This window comes from Rhizobium acidisoli (assembly GCF_002531755.2).
GTDB classification, from domain to species: Bacteria; Pseudomonadota; Alphaproteobacteria; order Rhizobiales; family Rhizobiaceae; genus Rhizobium; species Rhizobium acidisoli.
In genome coordinates this window covers 676,734-700,836 of sequence record NZ_CP035001.1, presented here as the reverse complement: position 1 = coordinate 700,836, position 24,103 = coordinate 676,734, and the positions used below count along the sequence as shown (strand labels likewise).

Sequence of the window (24,103 nt, the reverse complement as noted above, 5' to 3'; positions counted from 1 at the left end):
GCTTTCAAGCCGTTTCCCGCGCGGCGGGCGTCATCCATTCGGCGCGCTCCGCGCCTTGCAGCTCTTCCACCGCATCGGCAGCGAAACTCGGCACGACCCCGGTCCAGAGCAATGCGCCGTCGGAATTGGAATGGCCGTCGCCTTCGAGCTTATAGATGCTCTCGACGATATATTGGCCGTCATTGTTCAGGCCCTTGATCTCGGAAATCTCGATCACCCGGCGTCGGCCGGTGCGCTTGAAACGGGCGATCTGCACGACGACGTCGACTGCCGAGGCGATCTGGGCGCGCAGCGGCCGGAGCGGCATGTCGATATCCGACATCAGCGCCAGCGTTTCCAGCCGGTGCAGGGCGTCGTAGGGCGTGTTGGCATGCACCGTCGACAGGCTGCCACTATGGCCCGAGGTCATCGCCTGAATCATATCGAGCGCCTCGCCGCCGCGGCACTCGCCGACGATGATGCGGTCGGGGCGCATGCGCAGCGACGAGCGGAACAGGTCGCGGATGCTGGCGCCGCCGCGGCCGAAACGGTCGGGCTTCGTCACCTCGAGATAGACGACATGCTCCTTGCGGATCTGCAGTTCCGAGGTGTCCTCGATGACGATGATCCGCTCGTGGTCGGCAAAGGCCTCCGACAGCGCGTTCAGCATCGTCGTCTTGCCGGTGCCGGTGCCGCCTGAAATGATGACGTTCTTCTGCAGCCCGACGGCCGCCTGCAGCAGCGACAGCGACGCTTCGGTCAGGCTGCCCTGGGTGACGAGATCGCGAATGCTGCGATGTTCTTTCAAGAAACGGCGGATGGAGATGCAGAGCCCGGTGCGGGCGGCCGGCGGCTGGATCATCTGCACGCGCGAACCGTCCGGCAGGCGGGCCTCGACGCTCGGCTCCTCCGGCGTCAACCGCTTGCCGGAGAATTGCGCGATGCTGCGCGCGGCCGATTCCAGATCCTCGCGGCTGGCAAAACGCGTATCGGCGCGCTCGAGCTTGCCGCGCCTTTCGACGAAGATATCGGATGTCCCGTTGATCAGGATTTCCGACACGCTTGGATCCTCGAGCAGAAAGCGGATCGGGCCCAAGAGCTTGTCCAGCGCCCGGGTCAGGACCTGGAAGGTCGCCTGTTCGGCGGCGTCGTCGGATACGGCCTTCATCAGAGCGGCATCCCCACCAGAACCGTGCTCATGCCGAACAGTGTCGCCATCATTTGAACTGCGGTTGGAAAGAACATCATCAATGGAATGAGGACCAATGCAAGTATCAGGATGCTGCTCATCGTTTCCATGGTTCGTTTCTCCGGAACGACTGAAGGGCGAGGCCCATAATGTCGGAGAAGCTTAATCCAGATCGCCAAGCAACGCCATGGCCGCGTCCCGCGCGAGCGGCCGATAGGGCCTGCGCTGTGGTGTCTATTCTATCGCCTTGAAAGAATTGACCAATTATGGGGCAGTCGGCGACAGTTGGCAAAGCCGTCACAAAGTAGCTTCTTCGGGGTAAAACTATAGTGTCTTCAGGCGGTTAGTTGAAAATTACCGCCGTCAACTCCGTTTCATCAAGAGACACCTCCCAGACAATTGGAACCCTTCGTTCCGTTTGCTTGACGGAGGGCTGGCCTTGGGCGCACTCTTGGGTCTTAATGGTGTTGCTCAACAAGCGTTGGCCGCCGGGGAAGAAAAGCTGAAGCAGAACATATCATTGGAACGAGCAACGTGCTGGTTCGGATCGATACCGTATGCTTGGTAATCTTCTCTCAGGTCTTCGATCCGAAACAAACCTAGGAACGAGGAATACGCAGATGTTTGGAAAACTCAAGACTCTCGCAATTGCACTTCACCAGGACGAACGTGGCGACATGGCCCAGATCGTCCTTGCCGTCGCCCTGATCGTCATTCCGCTGATGCTGCTTCTACTCGCATTCGGCAAACAGATCGGCGAATGGTTCAACGAAAAGAACACGGCTCTCTCCGACGCTGAGAGAATTCCCGAGCCGGGTCAATAAGCGGATCCCGTGTCATGGATATGACCTACGATCTGACCCTGATGCCTGCGGCGGCGGCTCTTGCCGTCGCCTGCGCCACGACCGCGGCGGTGCTCGATCACCGCCAGGGTCACATCCCGAACGCCGTCACCTATCCCTGCCTGCTTGCTGGCTTCATGCTGGCGGCAGCCGGTGGAGGTCTCGCAGGGATCGGCCTTGCCTTTGCCGGCCTGATTGCGGCCGGCATGATCTTCATCATCGCCTTCGCAGCCGGAAGCTGCGGCGGCGGCGATGTCAAGCTGATGGCGGCGCTCGGCGCCATTCTCGGCCTCTGGCCCGCCATCGACGTGACGCTCGCATCGCTAATGGTCGGCGGCGTGATCGCCCTGTTCTCGATGGCGCGGCGTGTTCAGTGGAGCGTGCTGGCCGGGAACGTCGGACTGTTCGCCCTGCTGCTGCCCGCCGGTTTCCGCGATGCCGCTTCGGTGCTGAAGCCGCGCGAAACACATCATACCGTCCGCTTCGGCGTTGCCGCCGCTCTCGGACTTCTCTGGTGCCTGTTCATGCCTGATTTCACCCCTCTTTCACTCGTGAGGTAACGGCAATGCGCGCGGAACTCGAACGCCCCCTCTTCGACGGTGCCTTCTGGAGTTCGATCCTGCACTCGCGGACCTTCTGGATCCCCGAGGATCACGGCGCGCTCTTCGGCACCTTTGCGATCGCGATGATCCTGCTTGCCTCGATGCTGCTGCTGCCGCGGCTTTCCGCCCGCCGGCGCCGGATATCAGAGCTGCACGGCGATAGCTCCGGCAGCACGACGATGATGGATTTCGTGCTCGTCACGCCGGTCTTCGTCTTCTTCATGTTCGTGGTGTTCCAGTTCGCGATCCTGGCGAAAAACCACCTCTTCACCCATTATGCCGCCTATGCGGCGGCCCGCAGCGCCCGCGTCTATTTCTGCCCGGCTTTACCGATCACCATCCGGAGCTTCATCGACGCCAAGACCTGCGATGACGATGCCGCACCTGGAAAAGCCGATCTTGCCGCCCGCCTGGCGCTGATCCCGGCCGCCCCCTACGACCAGCTGAAATGTGTCGGCGCCTGCCAGCCGCCGGAAGAAGCGCTGAAGAGCCTTGCCGATGCCTCCGGCCTTTCGAAGAACTGGCGGGCGATGCGCAACCAGGCCCGCTATATGTTCGACCCGCAGAACGTCACCGTGACCGTCGATCGCGCGCCGATGGCGCTCTATGCCGCCATCAACCGCTCGCCGCACGTGCCGGTGACCGCCACAGTCGAAGCGCGTTTCCTGCTGCTCGAATATGCCGGCTGGGTCTTTGCCCGCGGCCAGAGGAAAGACGGCCGCTACTACACGATCTCGAAGGCGGAGGTGAACCTGCTATGACACCGACCCTCATCAAGCGCCTGCACCGCGACGAGCGCGGCTTCCTGTCGCCGATCATTCTCTACATGACGATCGCGCTCGCGCTGATGATCGTCTGGATCCTGAATACGGGACAGATGATCTACGACAAGCAGCGCACCCAGGACACGGCCGACGCCGCCGCGCTCGTCCATGCCGACTGGGAAGCGCGCTATCTCAACATCATGGCGATGAACAACGTCGCCTCCTCGCAGGCAACCGTCGTCATGGCGACCTCGGTCGCCTTCCAGCTGACCACGGCGGAGCTGGCGCTGCGCTCGACCGCCATTCTGGCGAAACTCGCCGAATATTCCTTCACCGAGGGCTTCGGCCCGGCGTCCCTGCTGCCGCCGATGCCGCCGATGCCCTATTGCCCGGGCTGGCAGAAGGTCCCGATCGTCGGCGGCATCATTTACGGCGCCTGCCTGGCGTTTCAGGGGTTCCGGGCGACCGAAGCCACCATTGCCATTGCATACACGGTGAAAGCACAGATCGATTATGATCCCTGGGGCCTCATCGAAAAGTCCAGCGACATCATCGACGGCATGAACGATCTCAACGACTACCTCGTCGAGAGCTTTCCCCAGCGTGTCGGCAACGAAGCCCTGCATCTGGTGCGCCTGAACAAGTCGGATCATGTCGTCTTCCATCCGCCGTGCGAATCCTGCAACGACGCCGGAGAAGGTGCCGGCGGCAACCTTCCGGTCGATCGCGACGGCGTCAATCCCGCTGCGGCCTATGCCGAAATGTGCCTGGCGATGAGCAGGGGCACCGAGGGGCAGGACCCGTTCCTGATGCGCGGCGAATTCGCCAATCGCGGCTTCCCCAACGGCAAGGGTCCGCTGACCGCAGGCGGCGTCGACGGCAGCCATATCCGCGACTTTGTCAACCACAAGAGCGGCATCGACAATACGCTGGTGAACTTCTACATCTTTTATGAAGCCTTCGGCCCGGCTTACCTGAGCAAGATCCCGTTCAAGGCGATCATCGAGCAATATGCCGATCTGAGCTGGTGGGAGGAACTGACGCTCGATGCCAGCTTCTTCGTGGCAGAGGAGTTCTTCGGCATCGAGTTCGGCGTCGTGAACCCCTTCCAGCTGCCGATCGACGTGCCGCCGCGCTATTCCGACAAGCAGACGAAGGACGAGAATGATTTCACCCGCAAGTTCGACATGATCTGGAACCAGGTCTGCGGGCCTGCCGGTGGGGCGATCTCTGTGGCGGGCGCCGCCCTGCCAGTCATCTCCTTCCCCAAGCCTTACTGGCTGAAGGGACGCATCCCCTTCAACTTCACGCCCTTCGGCGGCGAGCAGCTTGACGACTACCAGACGCTGGCGATCGTTTCGCGTGCGCCGCGGGCCCGGTTGCAGATCCGCATCTTCAAGGACAAGACGCCATCCGCCTACGCGCTCGCGCAGAGCTGGGTCCACAATTACACGGCCTTCGATCTCTATACGCAGGACTGGCTGGCATCGCTTGCGCCCGCCACGCTCGCCGACGATACCGGCGAGGTTTCGAACACCATCAAGCAGAGCCCGGCTGCCGATAGTTTCACCGGCCTGACCCGCGTCTTCGACAAGGGAGGAGCCAATGCCTGGGCTGCCGTCAACACACATTGATCCTGCCGGCGTAGCACCAGCCGGCGGCCTGATGATGCGGCTGCACCGCGACAGGCGCGGCCTGGCCTCGATCGAATTCGTGCTCGCCGCACCCGTCATCCTGCTGATCGTGATCTTCATGATCCATGCCAACAGGATTTCCACCAAGAAGGTCGGCACCATGCTGGCGATGCGCAACGCCGCCTTCGCCGAGGCGAATGGGCTGGACTGCACGTCGGATTTCTCGAACGTCTTTCCGCTCCCCTCTCTGCCGGCGCTGCCCGGACGCGATGCCATGAGCTGCTCGCGCACCCCCTCGCATGAGGGCGACGGCGACCCCCAGCGCACCTTCGTCTGGGACGACGTCAATAACACGCTGAAAAGCGACGGCCGCGACTTCGGCGACATGGTCGGCGACCTCGCCAATGAAAAGCCGCAGCTGGTCACCGCGACGGCCGACCGCGTCTACAAGTTCAGGGATTCCGACGACCTCGATACGATCAGGAGCGTCCGCTGGAAGGATGCCTTCACGGTGGACGATGCAACGCTGTTTGCCTCGCACAACAACGATACGACCCGCCGCGGCTACGACCCGACGCTGCGCCGGGAAATCCGCGATGTGGCTGATGATTCCGGCGATCTTTTCGACGGCGTCTTTCCGGGAGCGAAATAAGATGAGACAGGGTGCGCGCATCTCAATTCGTTTCGCCAGCCATCTCGCCGGCATAACTCTCCTCATCGGGCTTGTCGCCATGGTCGCGGCCACGCCGGGCCGCGCCGAGGTCTACAAGGATTTCCGGGCGACGCTGAATTCGATGCTGGCCGGCATTCTCGGCGCGCCGGAGCGGGCGCCGCGCGATCTCGTCATCAACGGCCAGCCGCTCGAATTCACCCCCTATCAGAGCGATCGCAGCATTTCCGAGATCACCGACGAATGGCTGCGGGTGCTGGCCGTCAATACCCGGCCTGCCCTGCCGAAAAGCAATGACAGGCAAGAACTGACCGCCGTCATCGCCGCCAATATGCTGATCGTCCCGAAGACCAGCCGCATCCGCGACGATCTCGCCGTGGTGGTCCGCTTCTTCGACGGCGACGGCGAGGCAGCGCTCGATTATCTCCGACGGCAGGACGCGGCAAATCCCTCGGCAAGGGCGCCGATCCCCGGCGTCTCGATCATGATCCGCAGGCCTGCCGATGCGCCGGTGACCGAGGTGCTGATGACCCGTTTCGAAGACGTGGCCTCGTCGCTGCCGGCCTTTGCCGCACCCGCCGATGCCGGCAAGCTGCCGCCGTCGCTGCGTCCGCCGGCCGGTGTCGAGGTGCTGAGCGATATCGGCGACCGCGACAAGGGCCACACGTCGCGCACGGTCGTCTCGAAAGGCTCGCTGTCGGCGGTGCGCTGGTCGGATGCGCGCGCCGAGCTTCTCACCCGTGACGGCTTCACCATCGAGGCGCCGCCGGCTCAGCGCGGCGGGGTCACTGCCCTTTACGGCCGTCGCGGCAGCGTCGAGGCCAATGTTCTCTACACCAGCAGCAAGAGCGACGGCCGAACCGTCGAGGTCATTCAAATCAGGCAACCCTTCGTAGGGGGAATAACACCATGAACTGGAAGCTCATCGCGGCCGTCATCGTCGGGCTCATCACCGGCGTTTTGCTCTACTTCTGGACCGAGAGCGTCAAGAACGAGCAGGTGGCCTATGCCTTCATGCGGCTCCAGCCAGACCGGAAGGTGACGCGCGGTCAGGCGATCACGCCCGATATGCTCGCCGAACCGGTCATGCTGCCGGAAAGCTTCGGGGCGCTTGCCAAGCTCGCCGTTCCGGCGGCCAGCGCCTACCAGGAATGGCTGAAGGACAGGACGGCCGCCGCCGACATCCCGGCCGGCTCGGTGCTGCTTTTCCAGTATTTCGACGACAATGACGGCGGCCGCCTGACGACGATGATCGCGCCCGGCAAACGGGCGCTCACCCTTCCCGTCAACGCGGCCGCGGCCGTCGGCCACTTCGTCGAGCCGGGCAGCTATGTCGATATTCTCGGCACGGTCGATGAGCCGGTCGAGCCCGTCGCACCGGCCGCCGCGACTCAGCCGGCAACCCCCGGCCAGGCACCCGCCGTTCCGGGCCAGGCGCCTGCTGCAGCCGGGCAGCCGCAGGCTCCGGCCCAGCCGCCCTCGCCGGTCGAGCAGATGCTGAAGAATTATCTCACCCAATATCCGGGCGCCGACGAGAATGACGTCAACGCCTACCGTAAACAGGCGCAGGATTATAAACTCGGCATCAGCTCGCGCACACGCGTCGTCACCCGCACCTTCCTGCAGAATGTCAAAGTGCTGGCCGTCGGCGCGGCGACGACGGCGGAAGGCGCGGTCACCAAGGCCAACAGCACCTATAACAACGTCACCGTCGAAGTGACGCCGGCGGAAGCCGAGATGCTGATTTTTGCCATGGGCCAGTCGAACGGCAGCCTGAACCTCGTGCTGCGCAATCCGGCCGACAATACCGTCGAGGAACTGCCGAGCATCAACTGGACGCGCATGTGAGCGTTGCGGGGGAATAAGCCATGCTGTTGAAGATTTCTTATGAGGACGGCAGCGGCCGGGAGGTGATCCCGCTCTCGGCAAACGAGACCTATTTCGTCGGCGAAAGCAGCACGCTGACGCTGCCGGCCGGCGCCGGCGTCGTGCGGCTGCGCGGCAGCCACGTCTCCTCGCCGCAATTCGTGCTGCGCAAATCCGGCCAGGGCTGGTCGGTGCAGCATCACGGCCGCAACCCGACCCGGGTCGATGATCAGCCGCTGCGGGCCGGCACGCCGGTTGCGGTTTCGGCCGGCATGTCGATCTGGGTGCCGAACGTCACGATCGAGCTCGTCGAACCGGCCGCGGCGGCCGAAGCGGTGACGCAGTTTCCCGATCAGGAACGCGTGCTCGCCTTGCAGATGGAGATCCACGAGCGACTGCTGAAGGACACGCAGTACGACCGGCTGGTGAAATCCTCCGATTTCGGCCGCGAGGACACGCGAAACCGCATCCGCGAACGGCTCGACATGTTCATCAAGGAGGCTCTCGACGGGGCGCCGCAGGATCTCGTCATCCTCGTCATCAAGAACGCCGTCTATCGGTGGCTGGCAAAACGCATCGCCCGTACCGGGCGGCGCGACGCCTCGTCGACTGCCGCAAGCCTGTCGCGCGAGGAGCAGGACAATCGCCGCCTCTTCGATGTCGGCAAGGCGCTGATCTCGGCGCTGCAGCTCAAGCTGAATTTCGAATCCACCCGCGCCGACTTCGCCCAGCTCGACACGCGCTTCAGCGCCGCCTTCCAGTCCCGCCAGGCGCTGTTCAATGCCGGCGACCGCTACGAGATCGCCCATATGCATCTGCGCTCCAATATCGAGGAGCTGATGTACCGCTGGGGGACGATCTCGGAACTGATGGATCTCGACGTCATCTCGGAAATCATGGTGACGCGTTATGATGAGATCTACGTCGAAAAATTCGGCCTGCTGGAGCGATATCCCTTCGCCTTCGCCAATGAGCGGCAGTTGATGAAGGTGATCGAGCGCATCGCCGTCGATTCCAACCGCTCGATCAACGAGAGCGAGGCGATGGCCGACTTCCGCATGCCGGACGGTTCGCGCGTCAACGCCGTCATTCCGCCGCTGGCGGTCAAGGGCGCTTGCCTCACCATCCGCAAATTCGGCGGCAAGTCGCGGCTCGACATCAGCAAGCTGGTGACCGCAGGGGCGCTCAGCGAACCGATGCGCGCCTTCCTCGAGGCGGCGGTCCGTGCGCGCAAGAATATCGTTGTCTCAGGCGGCACCGGCTCCGGCAAGACGACGCTCTTGAACAGCCTGTCGCAATTCATCCCGATCGGCGAGCGCGTCGTTGCCGTCGAGGATACGTCCGAGCTGCAGCTCGACGGCATCCATGTCGTCTATCTGCAATCGCGGCCGAAGACGGCGGAATCCGAAACCAGCGTCACCATCCGCGATCTCGTGCGCAACGCGCTGCGCATGCGCCCCGACCGCATCATCGTCGGCGAGTGCCGCGGGGCCGAGGCGATCGACATGCTGCAGGCGATGAACACCGGCCATGCCGGCTCGATGACGACGGCGCATGCCAATACGCCGCAGGACATGATGACCCGCCTGGAGGTGATGGTGCTGCAGGGCCAGAGTTCGCTGCCGGTCATGGCGATCCGCCAGCAGATCGTCGCCGCCGTCGAGCTCGTCGTGCAGCTGAACCGCCTGGAAAGCGGGCGGCGCGCGGTCACCGAAATATCCGAGGTGATCGGCATCGATCCGGATACCGGCCTCGTCATCGTCGAACCGATCTTCCATCTCGTCGGCCGCGCCGGCGGCCAGGCGGTGCATGCCTTTACCGGCTATCTGCCGAGCTTCGTCGCCGAGCTCGTCGAGTTCGGCGAAGACGGCGAAATCGAAAAACTCGATATGTTCGTTTAGGCGGTTCAGGTTTCGCGGAAGCGAAGAATTACTTTTGTTTTTAAGGGGGAAGCCATGGATATCAGCATTCTGCAGATTTTTACGGTCGCCCTCGGCGCGGTGACGGCGGGGCTGCTCGTCTGGGGCGCGCCGGTGCGCTGGCCGGCGCCGCTGTTGCGCGCCACCGAACGCGATATTGCGCTCGCCAGCGAAGCAGCACAGGTCTTCGGCCGCGATGCCGTTCCGCCCTATACGATGATCCTTGCCTACGGCATCACGGCAATCGTCGTCTTCCTGGTGGTCTCGCTGATTTTCGGGCCGATCTTCGGCATCGTCATCGCCATCCCGGTCGCTTTCTTCCTGCCCAAGGCGGTGATCCGCTATTTCCTGCAGCGGCGCTGGCTGCAGATCGAATCGCAGCTTCCCTATGCCGTAGACCAGATCGTCTCGGCGGTGCGCACCGGCAAGCCGCTTGCCGTCGCCGTCAATGCGGTAGCCGATACCGGCCAGATGCCGGCCTCGCGCGAATTCGAGCGCATCGCCCGCGAACAGAAGCTCGGCATCGGCCTGGTCGAGGCGCTCGACCGCCACGGCCGCACCGTGCCGAGCCTGCACTTCAAGATGGTCGATGCGGCCCTCGGTCTCTTCGCCCGCCAGGGCGGCGACATTTCCGAGCCGCTGACGGAAATGTCGAAATCCTTCAAGGAAATCTGGAAGCTCGATCAGAAGATCACCACCTCGTCGTCGCAGGCGCGCATGAATTTCCGCGTCGTCAATGGCGGTGCCCTGTTCATGATCCTGATGATCTTCTTCGGCCAGCCCGAGCTGATCGACAAGGTGTTCGGCAACGCTATCGGCATCGTCATCGCGATCGTCGGCGCCATTCTCTATGCCACCGGCTTCTTCTGGATGCGCTCGATGATGAAGGTGTCGGTCTGATGTCTCAGATACCCCTCGCACCCATCGCCGTCGTTTTTGCCGGCATCACCGCCGCCCTCTTCGCCTGGTGGATCGGCGATCTGCTCGGCAGCATCCAGGTGGTGCGCCGGTCCCGCGGCGGCGACGGCCCGCCGCCGAATGTCGTCGACAGCATCGGCATGCGCACGCCGGTCGAATTCGTGCTGCTGCATTTCGAGCCATGGCTCGCCGATTACGGCGCCCAGCTCGAGCAGAAGCTGATTTATGGCGGCCGGCCCTTCGGCGGCGTGACGGGCCGCGAATATATCGCGCTTCTCGTGGTGCTGAGCCTCTTCGGCTTCATCCTGCTCGGGGTGCTGTTCGGCATTGCCAGCGGCAGCATCATCGGCGGCCTGGTCGCCGGGCTGATCCTCGGGCTGATCCCCGCCATCTATTTCTGGGTGGTCGCCGATGACAAGATGCAGGACCGCAAGGAACGCATTTCGCGCGAGTTTCCCTATTTCCTCGATCTCGTCGTCATGACCCAGCAGGCGCAGGCGACACTGCCGGAAAGCCTGAGGCTTTATGCCGAGGCTGCACCCGGCACGGTGATGAGCGAAGAGATCGATCAGACGCTGAAGGACGTGGCGCTCGGCACCGGCATGGTCGAGGCACTGCAGCGTTTAGAGCGGCGCATGACCGCCGAGGAGGTTATCCGCGTCATCCGTGCGGTGATCCAGGGCGAGGTCGAGGGCAGCAACCGCGTCGAACTGTTGCGCGAACATGCGCGCGACCTGCGCTTCCGCCGCTGGGAAAAAGCCGACAGGGCCAGTGAAAAGCTGAAAGCCAAGATCGTCATGCCGGCGATGATGATCGTCGTGTCGATCCTGCTTCTGGTGCTGGCGCCGGCAATTGTCGAGATGATGTCGAGTGGGATGTTCTGATCATGGCCTTTTCCTTCTTTCGCGGAAACAAACCCAGCCTTCTGCAGACCGGTCCCGGCGGCCAGAGCCGCAGCCATGTGCTCGACCGGCCGGAGATGTCGATCGGCCGGGCTGGCAATGCCGATATCGTCGTCGACGATCCGTTCCTGGCGCCGATCCATGCGCGCATCGAAAAACAGAGCGACGGCGGCTTCATCATTCGCCGCATGGGGCTGAATCCGATCATGCTGCGCGGCGAAGCGCTGCTGCAGACGGCCTCGCTGAAAGCCGGCGATAGTTTTCGTCTCGGCAAGGATGTCGAATTCCAGTTCGTCGTCAAAGCCGCCGCCAAGGAAGCGCCGAAGAAGGAGGCTTCCAAGACGGGAGACGACAAGCCGAAGAAGCCGCTGCTCAAACAGCCGGCCTTCCTCGCCGGCATGGGTCTTGCCTATCTCGCCATCGTCGGCATCATCGGCTACGTCATCCTGTCGGACAGCGGCAGCACCGAGGGAGGGCCGACGGCCGAGCGCATCAATGCCGAGGCCGCCCGCATCCCGACTTGCATCAAGAACGCCCGCCGCATGCGCCAAGTCTCCGAAGCAAGCTTCAATGGCGCCGTCGGCGGCCGCGTCGGCCGCGATGGCGACGCAACCTATGCCGCCCTTTCGCTGGCGGCCGAACCATCGGACGACGCGGCACTGGCAAAGGCGGCCGAACCGATCGTCGAGGCCTACAAACGCACGGCACTTGCCGCCCTTGCCTCGGAAAACCGCGGCAACAAGACGCTGGCGCTGAGCCTCTACCAGCAGACCTACGATCTCGTGCCCGACATCAACTGCTCGGCGGCGCGCTTTGCGCTGCAACGTCGGGCGGCGGTGAAGCCGCCGGCGCGGCGGTGACGGCTGCCTAAGGCGCGAAGCCGGCAACGATTGGAGTTGCTGCACCTGTTGTCGGCACACCCGCCTCCGCCCTTCGAGGCCCCTACGGGGCACCTCTGGATGAGGCTCTCGTGGACTCCGGCGCTACTTTCTCCGACCCTCGTGATTTGCATATGCCATCTCAAGCGCCTGTTGTTGGGCGCGGCATCCTCCAACGTCCCTCATGCTGAGGTGCGCAGCCGGAGGGCGAAGCCTCGAAGCACGCCTCAACGCTGCTTCTTGCATGGATCAACGCCTGAACACCCGCCTCGTCCTTCGAGGCCCCTACGGGGTACCTCAGGATGAGGCTCTCTTGAACCCCGGCGCTGCATTCTCCGCCTCCCCGTGATTTGCATATGGCATCTCAAGTGCCTGTTATCGGGGCGCGGCGTCCTCCAACTTCCCTCATGCTGAGGTGCGTAGCCCGAAAGGGCGAAGCCTCGAAGCACGCCGCAACGCTGCTTCTTGCGAATATCAACGCCCCGAGCGCCCGCCCCGTCCTTCGAGGCAGCATTCTGCAGAGCAGACACGATCTCTCACCCAACCGGATGATTGTAATCACTGGTCCGAACTATAGTTTAGAGCAGATTCCGGCGACTCCACGTGAAGAGTCGTCGATTGGGCTCGATCTTCGCGACGAACTCTTTTTTTAAAGAGCATGCCCGAGCAAGCCGATGTGGCTGGTGGAAAGGAACCTTCATGGCTGGAGCAGCCTTGATCGGTCCGTAGGCTCCATGTCACCGGATGATGTTTCCGAGCTAAACGACATGCGCAGAACAATAACAGTCGGCCTGGGCGCCTTGATCGCCATGTATGTTCTCGGCGGCGTGACCGCGAGACATGAGATCTTTCCTTGGCCACAACTTTCCGTGCTGCGGAAAACGTTTGGCGCAGAGAAGGCGGCGCCTCCAAGCCGTTACATTTTCGACGACAAGGAACGACTGATCGGAGATGAAACAAAAACGCCTGTAACCTGCCCGACCCAAACGGATCGAACTGCTGTCTTACTCATTCTTGGCCAATCGAATGCGGCCAACGACGGTGGACAACGGCACCGGTCAAATTATGGCGCTCGCGTTGTAAACGCCTTTGACAAACAGTGCTTTATCGCCGCGTCGCCACTTCTTGGATCGACCGATACCAAGGGAGAGTACTGGACGCTTCTCGGGAACAAATTGATCGCATCGGGACAAAATGACAGCGTCATCCTCGCCCCCCTCGCCTATTCCGGATCCGAGGTCGCCCGATGGGCGAAGGGTGGTGATCTCAATCCTGTGCTGGTCGATACACTGAAACAGCTTCACGATTCCGGTTATCGGATAACCAGCGTTCTCTGGGTGCAAGGAGAGAAGGACCTCGTTATCGGCACCACTGCGGAGGCGTATGGGCAACGTTTGATGTCGATGGTTGGCACGTTGCGTCAGCACGGCGTCGGGGCACCCGTTTACATCTCGATCGCATCGAAATGCCTCGAACCGAGCAACGGCGGCTTCAAGGAGCATATTCCAGACAATGCGATAGTGCGGGCGCAACTGGCCCTGTCAAAAAGCGGCCACGGTATTCGAGAGGGTGTAAATTCCGACGCGTTACTCGATGGAGATGACCGCTACGACGATTGCCATATCGGCGGCACAGGCGCGGAGAAAGTGTCGCAGGCCTGGCTGACCCTTCTGCGCGGCGATCGCCGCCTGGAACCCTCGGGATAGTTTTCCTGAACCGGTTTTCGCGCCTGCGCGAGCTTCGGCATCGTGTCCGCAGTCTACGCTCATCGAAGCGCAGCAACCAGCGCACCGCCAAACGGCATGGTTGCTTCTGGGGCTATCCGGCCCCAAGCAAAGCAGACCTGGCATCTGGCATCCGCCCGCCGACCCTGCCATAAATTGATTTCATGAGGGAGGCACCATGATGCAGAAGAATGCGCCGGACTTCAGCCTTGAGGGCAAAGTGACTTTGGTGACGGGAGCCAGCCGTGGCATCGGTCGGGCTTGCGCGCTTGCCTGTGCCGCGGCAGGCTCCGATATTGTTTTGGGAGTCCGCGATGTCGCAGCGTCGGCGGGATTGGTTGCCGAGCTCGAGGGGACGGGACGAAAAGTTCTCGCTGTTGAACTGGATATTCCCAACAAGGCCCATATCGCCCAAGCCGTCGACGCGGCGCTGACGACATTCGGCCGGATCGACGTCCTCATCAACAATGTCGGCGTGGCGCCGGGCAATCTCGCGGAACTCGTCGAGGAGAAGGACCTTGACGAGATCCTCGATGTCAACATCAAGGGCACCTTTCTGATGACGCAGGCAGTCGGGCGTCACATGATCAAGCGCAACGGGGGGCGGATCATCAACATCAGCTCACAGGCCGGCACGGTGGCGCTGCGCGGCGAGGCCATCTATTGCATGAGCAAGGCGGCGATCAATCACCTGACGCGCTGCCTTGCCGCCGAATGGGCAGCCTATAATGTGACCGTGAACACCGTATCGCCGACTTTCATCCACACCGATGGCACAGCCCCTTTTCTATCCGATGCCGACAATCGCAAAGCGACGCTCGATCACATTCCACTCGGCCGGATCGGTGAAACCGATGATGTGGTGGGGGCTGTCGTCTTCCTGGCATCGCCGGCTGCGAGCCTGATCACCGGCGCCAACCTGCTGGTGGACGGGGGATGGTCCGTCGCCTGACGACCGCCTCATCCCCTCCGCACGGTCGTTCGGCCGCCGAGCCTCACACAGACGATGCAAGATGGCCGATTACGCCGCTGCTGAGCTGCCGATCGCCTGCCTGAGCTGGCGTATGTCGCGCACCGGGGGTACGCCGAATTGCCGGAGATATTCGCGACTGAATTGCGAGGCGCTTTCGTAACCGACTGCGAAGGCCACATCTGAAGCGGTTCGGTCACCGGAGAGCAGCAGTTGTCGCGCCTCCTGCAATCGAAGCTGCTTCTGATACTGGATCGGGCTGAGCCCCGTCAGTGCCACGAAGTGGCGGTGCAGGCTGGCGCGGCTCATGCCGCTTGCGTCGCAGAGGGCTTCGATCCGCAGCCGCCCGTTCTGGTGATCGCGAATCCACTCGACCGCACGCCGGATCCGGCCAAGCGCCCCCTCGGGCCGGGCGATATGGCGCAGCAGGCGTCCCTGCGGGCCTTGCAGGAGACGATAAAGCAATTCGCGTTCCGCCATCGGCGCCAGAACCGGAATGTCGCCGGGCGTGTCGAGCAGCGCCAGCAGGCGCAGCAGCGTGTCGCGCAGCGGCGGGGTCATCGGATTGATTGCGAGCCCGATGCCAGGCGTATCGGCGTCGCGCACCGGCGGCATGGTGGACGCGATCTCGGCCAGCAATGCGGGGTCGAGGACGAGCGACACTGCGACATAGGGCCGGCCGCCATCGGCATCGTGGATCTGGCCGCTCAGCGGCAGATCCAGCGCGCTGACGAGATACTGCGAGGAGTCATAGCGCAACAGGGTATCGTGGATCACCACATCCTTCGACCCCTGCAGGATGAAGCAGATCATCGAGCGGTACAGGCACGGCGACGTGCCTGATGTCGCTTGCCCCACGCCGATCTCCAGTCGCTGGATCGGCGTAACGGTCATCCCCGATCGCACGTGGCGCAGGGCGAGGTCGATATGCGGCTGGAGATGCTCGGTCATTAGCCTTCTATGGCACTGTTTTTCGAACAAGCAAAGAGCCTGAGACAATCAGGCAATAGATTGAGAGCATTGGGCGGGCGGGCGCCGCTCGCCCGGCTTATCTGGTTGGCATCGGAACGACGCCGCAGTGGTGCGGCATTCCGGCGAGACCACTCCAGGAAGGACAGACCATGACCAAAAAGATCGCACTCATCACCGGCGCCAGCCGCGGCCTCGGCCGCAGCATGGCGCTGCATCTCGCCAAGCGCGGCGTTGTCATCATCGGCACCTATCGCAGCGGCGCGGCAGAGGCCGATACGCTGCGCCAGGAGATCGAGGCGCTGGGCGGCAAGGCCGCGATGATCGCGCTCGACGTCAGCAATTCGGCGAGCTTCCTGGCATTTGCCGAGACGGTGGCCGACATGCTGAAGACCCGGTTCGGCCGCGAGCAGTTCGACTTCCTGGTCAACAATGCCGGCCAGGGCCTGTACGCGCTGATGACCGACGCGACCGAAGAACAGTTCGACCAGCTGATCGACACGCATCTGCGCGGCCCGGTTTTCCTGACGCAGAAGCTGCTGCCGCTGATCGCCGATGGCGGGCGCATCCTGAACGTCTCGTCCGGCTTCGTGCGCGTGACGATGGCGGGCTACGGCCTCTATGCGGCGGCGAAGGCGGCGATCCAGACGCTGACCAAGTTCATGGCGGTCGAGCTCGGCGCGCGGCAGATCCGCGTGAACACGATCGCGCCGGGCGCTATCGCGACCGACTTCGGCGGCGGCGTGGTTCGCGACGATGCGAACGTCAACGCTTATGTCGCCGGAACCATCGCGCTCGGCCGTGTCGGCGAGCCCGACGACATCGGCGGCGCGGTCGCGGCCATTCTCTCCGACGACATGGGCTGGGCGAACGGCACCACCTTCGACATCTCGGGCGGTCAGGCGATCTGAGCGTTGCGCCGCCCCTTCATCCGGAATTGCCGTCACATCGAGAGGCTATCATGCCCGACCCCAGCCTGACACTCATCAGCCACCCGCTCTGCCCGTTCGTTCAACGCGCCGCGATCGTCCTTCTCGAGAAGAACGTGCCGTTCGAGCGGATCAACGTCGACCTCTCGGCCAAGCCCGACTGGTTCCTGGCGCTGTCGCCGACCGGCAAGGTTCCACTGCTCAAGGTGCACCAGACCGACGAGGAGGACGCCATCCTCTTCGAAAGCATGGTGATCTGCGAGTATCTGGAGGAAACGCGGGGCGGCGCGGCGATGTATCCCGAGGACGCGCTGTTGCGCGCCCGGCAGCGGGCGTGGATCGAGTTCGCCACGCAGACCCTGGCCGATGGCTGGCAGTTTCTCAACGCCACCGATCCGGTGACCGCGGACGCCAAGCGGGCCGCGTTCCGCGACCGGCTCCGGAAGCTGGAGGCCGAGCTGGGGTCGGGGCCGTATTTCGCCGGCGCCGCCTTCGGCATGGTCGATGCGGTCTACGCCCCGCTCTTCCGCTATTTCGCGATCATCGATCCCGCGGTGTCGCAGCCGATCTTCGAAGGCTTCCCGCGTGTCTCGGCGTGGCGGGCGGCACTTGCGGCGCGCGCCAGCGTGGGGAATGCGGTGGTCGAAGACTATGCCGACCGCTTCAGCGCGCATCTGCGCCAGCATCAGGCTCTTCTTGCGGCCTGATGCCGGCCGCTGGGGCTAAGCACCCGAACATCATTCAAACAAAGGAGTAACATCATGACCGACCATGCATCCAAGGAAGCCGGCGCCAGGAGCGCGCTGATCCTCATCGAATACCAGAACGACTGGCTGGCCCCCACCGGCGGCATCAACGGCCAGTTCCAGGACCGCGAGCAGATCGAGACCGCGATCGCCAATTCGAAGACGGTCCTCGAAGACGCCCGGCGCCGCAACATCGAGGTCATCCACGTCAGGATGGTACTCGAGCCGAACTACCGGGTGCTGGGCGAAGGGAAGTACGGGCTGCGCAAGATGGTGCGCGACTACGGCTCGTTCCTCGGCGAGCAGACCGATTTCTTCCCAGGGTTCGAGCCTCGCGACGGCGAATATGTCATCAGCGAGCGCACGGGCGGCAGCAGCGCCTTTGCCGCCACCACGCTCGACAGCTATCTGCGCAATAACCGGATCTTCGACATCTACGTCATGGGCTTCGCCCTGCGCCAGTGCGTCGAGTCGACCGTGCGCAACGCCCACGACCTCGGCTATCACACCAACGTCATCTACGATGCGTCGGCGGCCTTCACCCGGGAGCAGCAGACCTCGTTCCTGAGCGACATCGCACCTTTCTACGCAAATGCGATCACGACACAGGCATTCATGGCGCAAGCTTGAGCCATGGCGATGCCAAGTTCCGCCGAGGCGGCGGCGGGCATCGTTGTTCCGGTCAGCATGCGAGCTGCCAGCCATCGCTGTTGCGCGTCGCCAGCCCGGTGGCGCGCACGGCCGGCACGCGCGTTTGCCGTCGAGCTTCAGCCGGTGCCTCCGCACCGGCACATAAAGGTGGCTCATCGCGTCCCGCTGGCGATTGCTGACTAGGCTCCGGCTGGTACGGGATTCATCGATCGAACTTTTTCGAGTGGATGAAAAGCCGTTCGTCCGCCCCATGAAATGAAGATTCCGGTCCTGCCCTGAAAAGCCAAGGCGTTTGTGTAATAGCAGTCGTTGGTCAGGATGTCGTAGCGGCCCATCGCGTTGCGAAACGCGAAGGCCGTGCTGCCATAGCCCACACCGATCGACATGAGGATACCGAGCGGCAAGGCGAGCAACGGCAACCTGCGCTGCCGAACATCCGCCAGCCAAAGGCCCGCTGCCGCGAGAATGCCTGGGATGACCGAAAAGGCGAGAAAAACGAGATCAGGTGAAGCGAGTGCTCCGAAGTCGTCGTCTACGTAAAGCGCCCGGCCAAACTCCATCACCACAGGCATGAAGAGCCCAAACGCGATGGACAGAATCAGCACACAGATAATGCGAACACGCACGGGTCCGTTCCCAAGCTAAGCCGTCTTCGGCAATACGGCAATCATACGATCAATTGGCTCCGCTGCCATGGACTTGCACCGCCTGAGTTATTTCGAAGTTAATAGTCCATCTATTGAGCTGCAGGATCGTTTGGCGGGATCGGTGAAACCGATGATGTGGTGGGCGCCGTGGTCTTCCTGGCATCGCCGGCTGTGAGCCTGATCACCGGTGCGAACCTGCTGGTGGCGGTGGATGGTCCGCCGCCGGCAGGTGGAGGCAGCGCAAGTCTCATCCAGAGGAAAACGACAATTTCCCTAGTTTAGGATCACCTTACATCACCGGCAAATGCGATGGCTATCCACGATTTCTATCAGCATGACCTGGAGAACAATGGGTGTGCCCGTTTCCGGGCACTTTCCGCGGAGATAGTCCGCCGGGTGTGGCGCGAAGCGATCATCAAATTTATTGAAAGACAGCTTCGCCGCCTCCTTATCAGCCGCAATGGCAGACCTTGCCATTGCCGCAGAGCAGACTTCCGTTCGTTTTGACGTTAGTGCATCTGGACACGATTTGCGGTCATCCAATCGACACGCCAACGCTGCCCCGGTAGTGCTCCGACTTTCGCAGGCCGGCAATCACGACGAGCAGGCAAGGGATCACCTCAGAGCGAGTCGATCAGTCCTCCGTCCACGCGCATGGAAGCCCCGGTCGTCGCGGATGCCAAAGGCGACGCCAGATAGGTTACGAGGTTGGCGATTTCCTCGACGCTTGCAGCTCGCTGGATGATCGAACTGCCACGATGCTTCTTGACGAAGTCTGCCGCGACCTCCTCGATCGGCTTGCCCGTCTTCGCACGCTCTTCGGCAAGCATCGCCTCGACACCTTCGGATAGTGTTGGGCCGGGGAGGACCGAGTTCACGGTAACGCCCGTACCAGCCATGCGCTTGGCGAGCCCGCGGGCAACCGCGATATCGGCGGTCTTGCTGACGCCGTAGTGAATCATCTCCACCGGAATGTTAAACCCGGATTCCGAAGCGATGAAGATGACACGACCCCAGTCGACCTTCTGCATGCCCGGAAGGTAGGCACGCGAAAGCCTGACGGCCGACATGACATTTACCTGCCAGTGGCGATCCCACACCTCGTCGTTCGCCTCGAAGAAGTCGAGCGGCTGAAAAATGCCCGCGTTGTTGATGAGGATGTCCACATGAGGAACCTTGGCGACGAGAGCATCACACCCTTCAGCGGTTGCGACATCGGCTGCGACGGCGGCTACGGTGCCGCCGGCACCTTCGGCTTTCAGGCGTTCGGCGGCATTTGCGGTCTTTTCTTCGGACCGTCCGTTGATCACCACGTCCGCGCCAGCCCTCGCGAGCTGGCGGGCGATCGCGTAGCCGATACCTTCGGTCGATCCAGTAATAAGAGCGGTCTTGCCTGCGAGGTCGATCTGCATTCTGCTGCTCCTTGTGAGGTTGGATTAGAACGTATGAACTGGCGGTCGGTCTCGCAACAGCCCGCAACGTCGATACCCGATCGAATGCCTGGAAATCGATGGTCTGCTTCGCCTTTGACCGCGTCCGATAAGCGCCGTCATAGCGGTCGTCGAGCCACCGGCCGCCGTTGCTGCAAAGCGGCTATGGCGCAGTGACAACGCGGGTCGCCGTTGGGCCAAAAGCCGCCATTCCGCCCCATGCGGGTGGATTAGATCACGAATTCCTCCTCGTAGGTCTGTGGCTCGGGAACGACCGTAACCTCCACCGGAACGATCCAATTGGCCGCATAGCTCTCGCAGTCGGAATGCGGGAGGTCGGGCTGCACGCACCCGGCCCCATCGATCGCGCGACATCGCAGTATATATGGCCCCACGTCTTCAGGGGTCCACATGTACTCCCACAAGCGCCATGCAAAGGGACGTTCTGTTTCGAGGAGCCTTCCCTCGCGCCAGCCCCTGCCATCTCCGGTGCAGACCTGCACCTGCCGGATAGCAGACTCTCCGCTCCAGGCGGCTCCGAAAATCCGATACGGTTGGCCGGCGATGAGACGCGCCCCCTGCACGGGACGCGCGATCTGCGCTTTGACTTCCATCTCCGCAAGGGGGACCAGCCTGGGTTCCCCGAGGCTGCGCTCCCAACGGAAATAGTCGCGCGCCTGCCAGTAGCCAAGGAACGGTTGCTCCACAACCGTGATATGCGTGATCCACTTGACCCAAGCCATGCCGAACCAGCCACCCACGACCGCGCGTAGCGGGTAGCCGTGATCAGGTGTCAACGGCTCCTCGTCCATTGAATAGGCAAGGATCGTGCTGTCAGCGATGGCCTTCTCAAGCGGTAAACTGCGCGCAAAAGCGATCGGGCCGGGAGAAGCCGTTTTCTTGTTCGTGTCGACGACGCCGCTGTCGGCGCCTGCGAGCAGAACTTCACATGCGGTTCGCTTAACGCCGGCCATTTCCAAAATCTCGCGCAGAGGAACACCTGTCCACGCAGCATTGCCGACGGCTCCGTTCTGCCACTGCAACCCCTCCCTCGGCGGCACATAGTAGACGCGCCCGTTGCCTGCGCACTCGACGACGGCAGTGAACGTCGTGCTCCGCATCGCCTTGATGCTGTCGAGGTCAAGTTCGATCGGCCGCTCCACCGCCCCGCCAACGCGTAATCTCCAATCTCGCGCATCGAGGTCCGGCGATGGGAAATGGTTTCGCACGAAGAACAGCTCGGTTGGGATCAGCCAATCGGAAAGTGACGCAAACGGAAACTCGATGTTTGGTGGGGATTTCTGTCGAACTATTAGACTGGGTAGCTCTGGTGTCGGCATCGTCCTTGTCTCCCCTTCCAAGAGCACAATGTTGGCACTCGGTCGCGCGAATTCCGGTTCGATCACACCGCCCCTCGCAGTGCGTCTGTCGCGTTCCGTCTTCGGCCCCATCCTAGCACATACCGCACGTTCCTCGGATCGACCTCGAACGGCAGCAAAGGGCCCGAGTGCTGCTATAGGCCCACGTCTCTTTCGCGCCCGCTTGTCGTTCGGGCACTACGCCGGAGAAGACCAGCAACATATTGTTGGTGGGCATCTCGATCGTCTCGCGGAGATTAAGCCCAGCGGCCTCACCCATTTGTTCAAGATCAGCGATATCACGCACACCCCAGGATGGGTTACGCTCCCTTAGAGCCGCGTCGAAAGCAGCGTTCGAGGGGGCGTTGTGTGCCCCGTCGCGCATGAATGGGCCGTAGAGAAGAAGAAGCCCACCAGCGTGAAGCAAACGGCCAGCTCCTGCGAACAATCCTAAGCTTGCCGCCCATGGCGCGATATGGATCATATTGATCGACACGATGGCGTCAAAATGCCCGGTTTGTTCGACGCCCCATTGTCCTGAGCACACATCAATATCCCGCGGTGCCAGCACATTCTTCAGCCCTGCAAATTTGATCCAGCTAGACGTGCTGGTGCGGGCGTCGGCATCCGGATCGCTCGGCTGCCAAGTGAGGTCGGGCATTGCTCCCGCAAAACACACGGCGTGCTCGCCGGTCCCGCATCCAATCTCCAGCACGGCGCCACGTGTTGGAAGGACACGTTTTAGGACCGCGAGGATCGGCGCCGAATTTCGCGCAGCGGAAGGTGAGAACATGCGCTGGTCGGCGCTTATATCGCGCTGTTCCAGCGCAACAGGCGAACGGTCCTTCTTCTCTGGGGGCATTGGCCTTGAATCCCCTTTGGGCGATGTCTGCCACCTTATAGATTGAACTCCTCCCTTGCTACGGCTTGGACGGCTTCACCAGGGCCCAAAAGATACGAATATCATTTGTTCCCGGACGGCCAGCTGCCGCGAAACACTCCAGCGGCTTGAGTTCGATTGCGCGTATGTTGGCAACGCCGAGTTCCTTCGTCGAGGCGGTCATCAGCTAAACCGTTCCACCAGGAAATCGATCACCGTCCGCAGCATCGCTGTCGGCCGGCGGTTCGGCGCATAGACGAGGGACATCGGAACAGGCTTGTAGGACCAGTCCGGCAGCACCTGTTCAAGCCGTCCTTCGGCGATATCGGCGGCGAGCAGCAGTTCCGGCTGGAGAACGATTCCTGCGCCGCTGAGCGCGGCCATGCGCAGTGCCGCCCCCTGGTTGGTGGAGAATTTTCCGGAAATCAACACATCACGCAGTTCGCCTCCCGGTCCGACAAGGTGCCAGCGATCCTGCATGCGCCAATAGGAGTGGCCGAGGCAGAGATGGTTGGTCAGAGCCTCGGGCGAGACCGGGCGGCCATGGCGGGCAAGGTAATCCGGCGAGGCAGCGAGAATCCGCCGGTAGGGCGTGAGTGGGCGGGCGACCAGGCTGTCGTCGGATAACGGGCCGATGTGGATGCCGAGCTCGAACCCCTCGCCGACGAGATCGTGGACATTATTGTCGAGCGACAGCTCGATGCTGACGTCGGGATAGGCGTTCTGGTAATCGATCAGCGCCGGCACCAGGATCTGCGTCCCGAAGCTGACGGGTGCCACCAACCGAAGTCGGCCGCGCGGCGCCGATTGCAGCTCGCTCGCCGAAGCCTCGGCCAGCGCCACTTCGGAAAGCGCGCGTTTGCAGCGCTCGTAATAGAGCTGGCCAACCTCCGTGAGCTGATGGCGTCGCGTGGTGCGATGGATCAGCTTGGCCCCGAGCCGGATCTCGATGGTCTTGATGTGCTTGGCTACCATGGCAGGCGACACTTGCGCGGTCTCCGCGGCGGCCGCGAAACTGCCATTGTCGATGACCCGGACGAACATCGCCATGCCGGCCAGCTTGTCCATGATTGCCTACCTCTAGGTTTCGAATGACGATACCAGGAGCTTATTTATCAACCTCAGTATTTGCAACATGGTGGTTATGCCGCGCCAACGGCGACGGATTGCCAACATGACCAAGGAGAAAACATGCCCATTCTTCACCTGCAGATGCATCCCGGCCGCACCGACGATCAGAAACGCGCCTTCGCCCGCGAGGCGACCAAGGCCGCCGTCGAAACGCTGGCGTGCCCGCCGGAATCGGTGGAAATTCTGATAACGGAGATCGCCAAGGATTCCTGGGCGGTCGGCGGCAAGTTGAAATCTGACGGCTGAGAGCTGAGAGATGACCCGCAGCATCGAAGGTTCGAGTTGCGGGACGCCGCCATGCTATTGGGCAGGGCGCCGGCACGCGGCAAAGCGATGAATGGAGCGAAGGGCGATAAGTGAAAGGCGTGCCGTGTGCCCCCTCATCCGACCCTTCGGGCCACCTTCTCCCCGCTGGGGAGAAGAGGGGAGAACGCCGCTTCGGCACCGACCCTATTGAACGAAGTGCCATTAAACAGGCGGGTGCGTTCGAGCAAGGTCGGCGCGC

At 62.5% G+C, this 24,103-nt stretch carries 22 protein-coding genes and 3 pseudogenes; 18 read left to right on the top strand and 7 right to left on the bottom strand.

The features are described 5' to 3' along the window. Positions 1–4: 4 nt before the first annotated feature. A pseudogene (locus CO657_RS32405) lies at positions 5–1,316 on the bottom strand (TadA family conjugal transfer-associated ATPase). 472 nt (positions 1,317–1,788) lie between these two features. On the opposite strand from CO657_RS32405, the gene CO657_RS32395 reads away from it, so the two are divergent. The 13 genes from CO657_RS32395 (at position 1,789) to CO657_RS32335 (ending at position 14,839) form a co-directional block, all read left to right on the top strand. Next, positions 1,789–1,992, top strand: coding sequence for a hypothetical protein (locus CO657_RS32395; protein ID WP_003563674.1), 204 nt, complete (start codon positions 1,789–1,791; stop codon positions 1,990–1,992). Between the two features lie 14 nt (positions 1,993–2,006). Next, a complete protein-coding gene (locus CO657_RS32390) occupies positions 2,007–2,570 on the top strand; it encodes an A24 family peptidase (RefSeq protein ID WP_054184595.1) in 564 nt (187 codons plus the stop codon). Between the two features lie 5 nt (positions 2,571–2,575). Continuing rightward, the gene (locus CO657_RS32385) at positions 2,576–3,373 is read left to right on the top strand and encodes a TadE/TadG family type IV pilus assembly protein (RefSeq protein WP_054184596.1); all 798 of its coding nucleotides are present in this window, start codon (positions 2,576–2,578) and stop codon (positions 3,371–3,373) included. Next, a complete protein-coding gene (locus tag CO657_RS32380; RefSeq protein WP_054184597.1) occupies positions 3,370–5,010 on the top strand; it encodes a Tad domain-containing protein in 1,641 nt (546 codons plus the stop codon). The genes CO657_RS32385 and CO657_RS32380 overlap by 4 nt, the downstream gene beginning before the upstream one ends. Then, entirely contained in the window at positions 4,982–5,662 is a 681-nt protein-coding gene (locus CO657_RS32375) for a TadE/TadG family type IV pilus assembly protein (RefSeq protein WP_054184598.1), read from the top strand. Before CO657_RS32380 ends, CO657_RS32375 begins: the two co-directional genes overlap by 29 nt. Position 5,663: 1 nt before the next feature. Continuing rightward, positions 5,664–6,593, top strand: coding sequence for a hypothetical protein (locus CO657_RS32370; protein ID WP_054184599.1), 930 nt, complete (start codon positions 5,664–5,666; stop codon positions 6,591–6,593). Then, on the top strand, positions 6,590–7,528 hold the full coding sequence (gene cpaB, locus CO657_RS32365) for a Flp pilus assembly protein CpaB (RefSeq protein ID WP_054184600.1): 939 nt from the start codon (positions 6,590–6,592) through the stop codon (positions 7,526–7,528). The genes CO657_RS32370 and cpaB overlap by 4 nt, the downstream gene beginning before the upstream one ends. A gap of 20 nt (positions 7,529–7,548) precedes the next feature. Then, positions 7,549–9,447 carry a TadA family conjugal transfer-associated ATPase gene (locus CO657_RS32360; protein ID WP_012555018.1) on the top strand — a complete coding sequence of 633 codons (1,899 nt, stop codon included), beginning with the start codon at positions 7,549–7,551 and terminating at the stop codon, positions 9,445–9,447. Positions 9,448–9,501: 54 nt separating this feature from the next. Next, positions 9,502–10,365 carry a type II secretion system F family protein gene (locus tag CO657_RS32355; RefSeq protein WP_003594911.1) on the top strand — a complete coding sequence of 288 codons (864 nt, stop codon included), beginning with the start codon at positions 9,502–9,504 and terminating at the stop codon, positions 10,363–10,365. Continuing rightward, a complete protein-coding gene (locus CO657_RS32350; protein ID WP_197283911.1) occupies positions 10,365–11,267 on the top strand; it encodes a type II secretion system F family protein in 903 nt (300 codons plus the stop codon). The genes CO657_RS32355 and CO657_RS32350 overlap by 1 nt, the downstream gene beginning before the upstream one ends. 2 nt (positions 11,268–11,269) lie before the next feature. Beyond that, positions 11,270–12,145 carry an FHA domain-containing protein gene (locus CO657_RS32345; protein ID WP_054184602.1) on the top strand — a complete coding sequence of 292 codons (876 nt, stop codon included), beginning with the start codon at positions 11,270–11,272 and terminating at the stop codon, positions 12,143–12,145. Positions 12,146–12,930: 785 nt separating this feature from the next. Then, complete coding sequence (locus CO657_RS32340) at positions 12,931–13,869, top strand: sialate O-acetylesterase (RefSeq protein ID WP_054184616.1); 939 nt, start codon at positions 12,931–12,933, stop codon at positions 13,867–13,869. Positions 13,870–14,068: 199 nt separating this feature from the next. Beyond that, the gene (locus CO657_RS32335) at positions 14,069–14,839 is read left to right on the top strand and encodes an SDR family NAD(P)-dependent oxidoreductase (RefSeq protein ID WP_054184617.1); all 771 of its coding nucleotides are present in this window, start codon (positions 14,069–14,071) and stop codon (positions 14,837–14,839) included. Between the two features lie 69 nt (positions 14,840–14,908). On the opposite strand, the gene CO657_RS32330 is transcribed toward CO657_RS32335, so the two are convergent. After that, positions 14,909–15,808, bottom strand: a complete 900-nt coding sequence (locus tag CO657_RS32330; protein WP_054184603.1) for an AraC family transcriptional regulator — start codon at positions 15,806–15,808, stop codon at positions 14,909–14,911. A 170-nt stretch (positions 15,809–15,978) separates the two neighbouring features. Here CO657_RS32330 and CO657_RS32325 point away from each other — a divergent pair, with 170 nt between their 5' ends. Genes CO657_RS32325 through CO657_RS32315 form a run of 3 tightly spaced genes read left to right on the top strand, consistent with a single transcriptional unit; the run spans position 15,979 to position 18,131 of the window. Continuing rightward, complete coding sequence (locus CO657_RS32325; RefSeq protein ID WP_054184604.1) at positions 15,979–16,737, top strand: SDR family NAD(P)-dependent oxidoreductase; 759 nt, start codon at positions 15,979–15,981, stop codon at positions 16,735–16,737. Positions 16,738–16,787: 50 nt separating this feature from the next. Next, positions 16,788–17,462, top strand: coding sequence for a glutathione S-transferase family protein (locus CO657_RS32320; protein WP_054184605.1), 675 nt, complete (start codon positions 16,788–16,790; stop codon positions 17,460–17,462). Between the two features lie 54 nt (positions 17,463–17,516). Beyond that, on the top strand, positions 17,517–18,131 hold the full coding sequence (locus CO657_RS32315; protein WP_054184606.1) for a cysteine hydrolase family protein: 615 nt from the start codon (positions 17,517–17,519) through the stop codon (positions 18,129–18,131). A 200-nt stretch (positions 18,132–18,331) separates the two neighbouring features. Here the strand turns inward: CO657_RS32315 and CO657_RS32310 are convergent, their stop codons facing one another. Beyond that, on the bottom strand, positions 18,332–18,778 hold the full coding sequence (locus tag CO657_RS32310; RefSeq protein ID WP_054184607.1) for a hypothetical protein: 447 nt from the start codon (positions 18,776–18,778) through the stop codon (positions 18,332–18,334). A gap of 132 nt (positions 18,779–18,910) precedes the next feature. Between CO657_RS32310 and CO657_RS32305 the strand changes: the two are divergent. Further along, a pseudogene (locus CO657_RS32305) lies at positions 18,911–19,023 on the top strand (SDR family oxidoreductase); the annotation flags it as partial. Between the two features lie 396 nt (positions 19,024–19,419). Here the strand turns inward: CO657_RS32305 and CO657_RS32300 are convergent. The 4 genes and pseudogenes from CO657_RS32300 to CO657_RS32285 form a co-directional block, all read right to left on the bottom strand. Further along, a complete protein-coding gene (locus CO657_RS32300; RefSeq protein ID WP_054184609.1) occupies positions 19,420–20,211 on the bottom strand; it encodes an SDR family NAD(P)-dependent oxidoreductase in 792 nt (263 codons plus the stop codon). Positions 20,212–20,459: 248 nt separating this feature from the next. Further along, positions 20,460–21,569 carry a sulfite oxidase gene (locus CO657_RS32295; protein WP_281026231.1) on the bottom strand — a complete coding sequence of 370 codons (1,110 nt, stop codon included), beginning with the start codon at positions 21,567–21,569 and terminating at the stop codon, positions 20,460–20,462. 223 nt (positions 21,570–21,792) lie between these two features. After that, positions 21,793–22,449, bottom strand: a pseudogene (locus tag CO657_RS32290) (DUF938 domain-containing protein); the annotation flags it as partial. Between the two features lie 201 nt (positions 22,450–22,650). Next, on the bottom strand, positions 22,651–23,535 hold the full coding sequence (locus tag CO657_RS32285) for a LysR family transcriptional regulator (RefSeq protein ID WP_054183978.1): 885 nt from the start codon (positions 23,533–23,535) through the stop codon (positions 22,651–22,653). Positions 23,536–23,658: 123 nt separating this feature from the next. Between CO657_RS32285 and CO657_RS32280 the strand changes: the two genes are divergently transcribed. After that, the gene (locus CO657_RS32280; protein WP_012555417.1) at positions 23,659–23,844 is read left to right on the top strand and encodes a 4-oxalocrotonate tautomerase; all 186 of its coding nucleotides are present in this window, start codon (positions 23,659–23,661) and stop codon (positions 23,842–23,844) included. Positions 23,845–24,103: the final 259 nt, after the last annotated feature.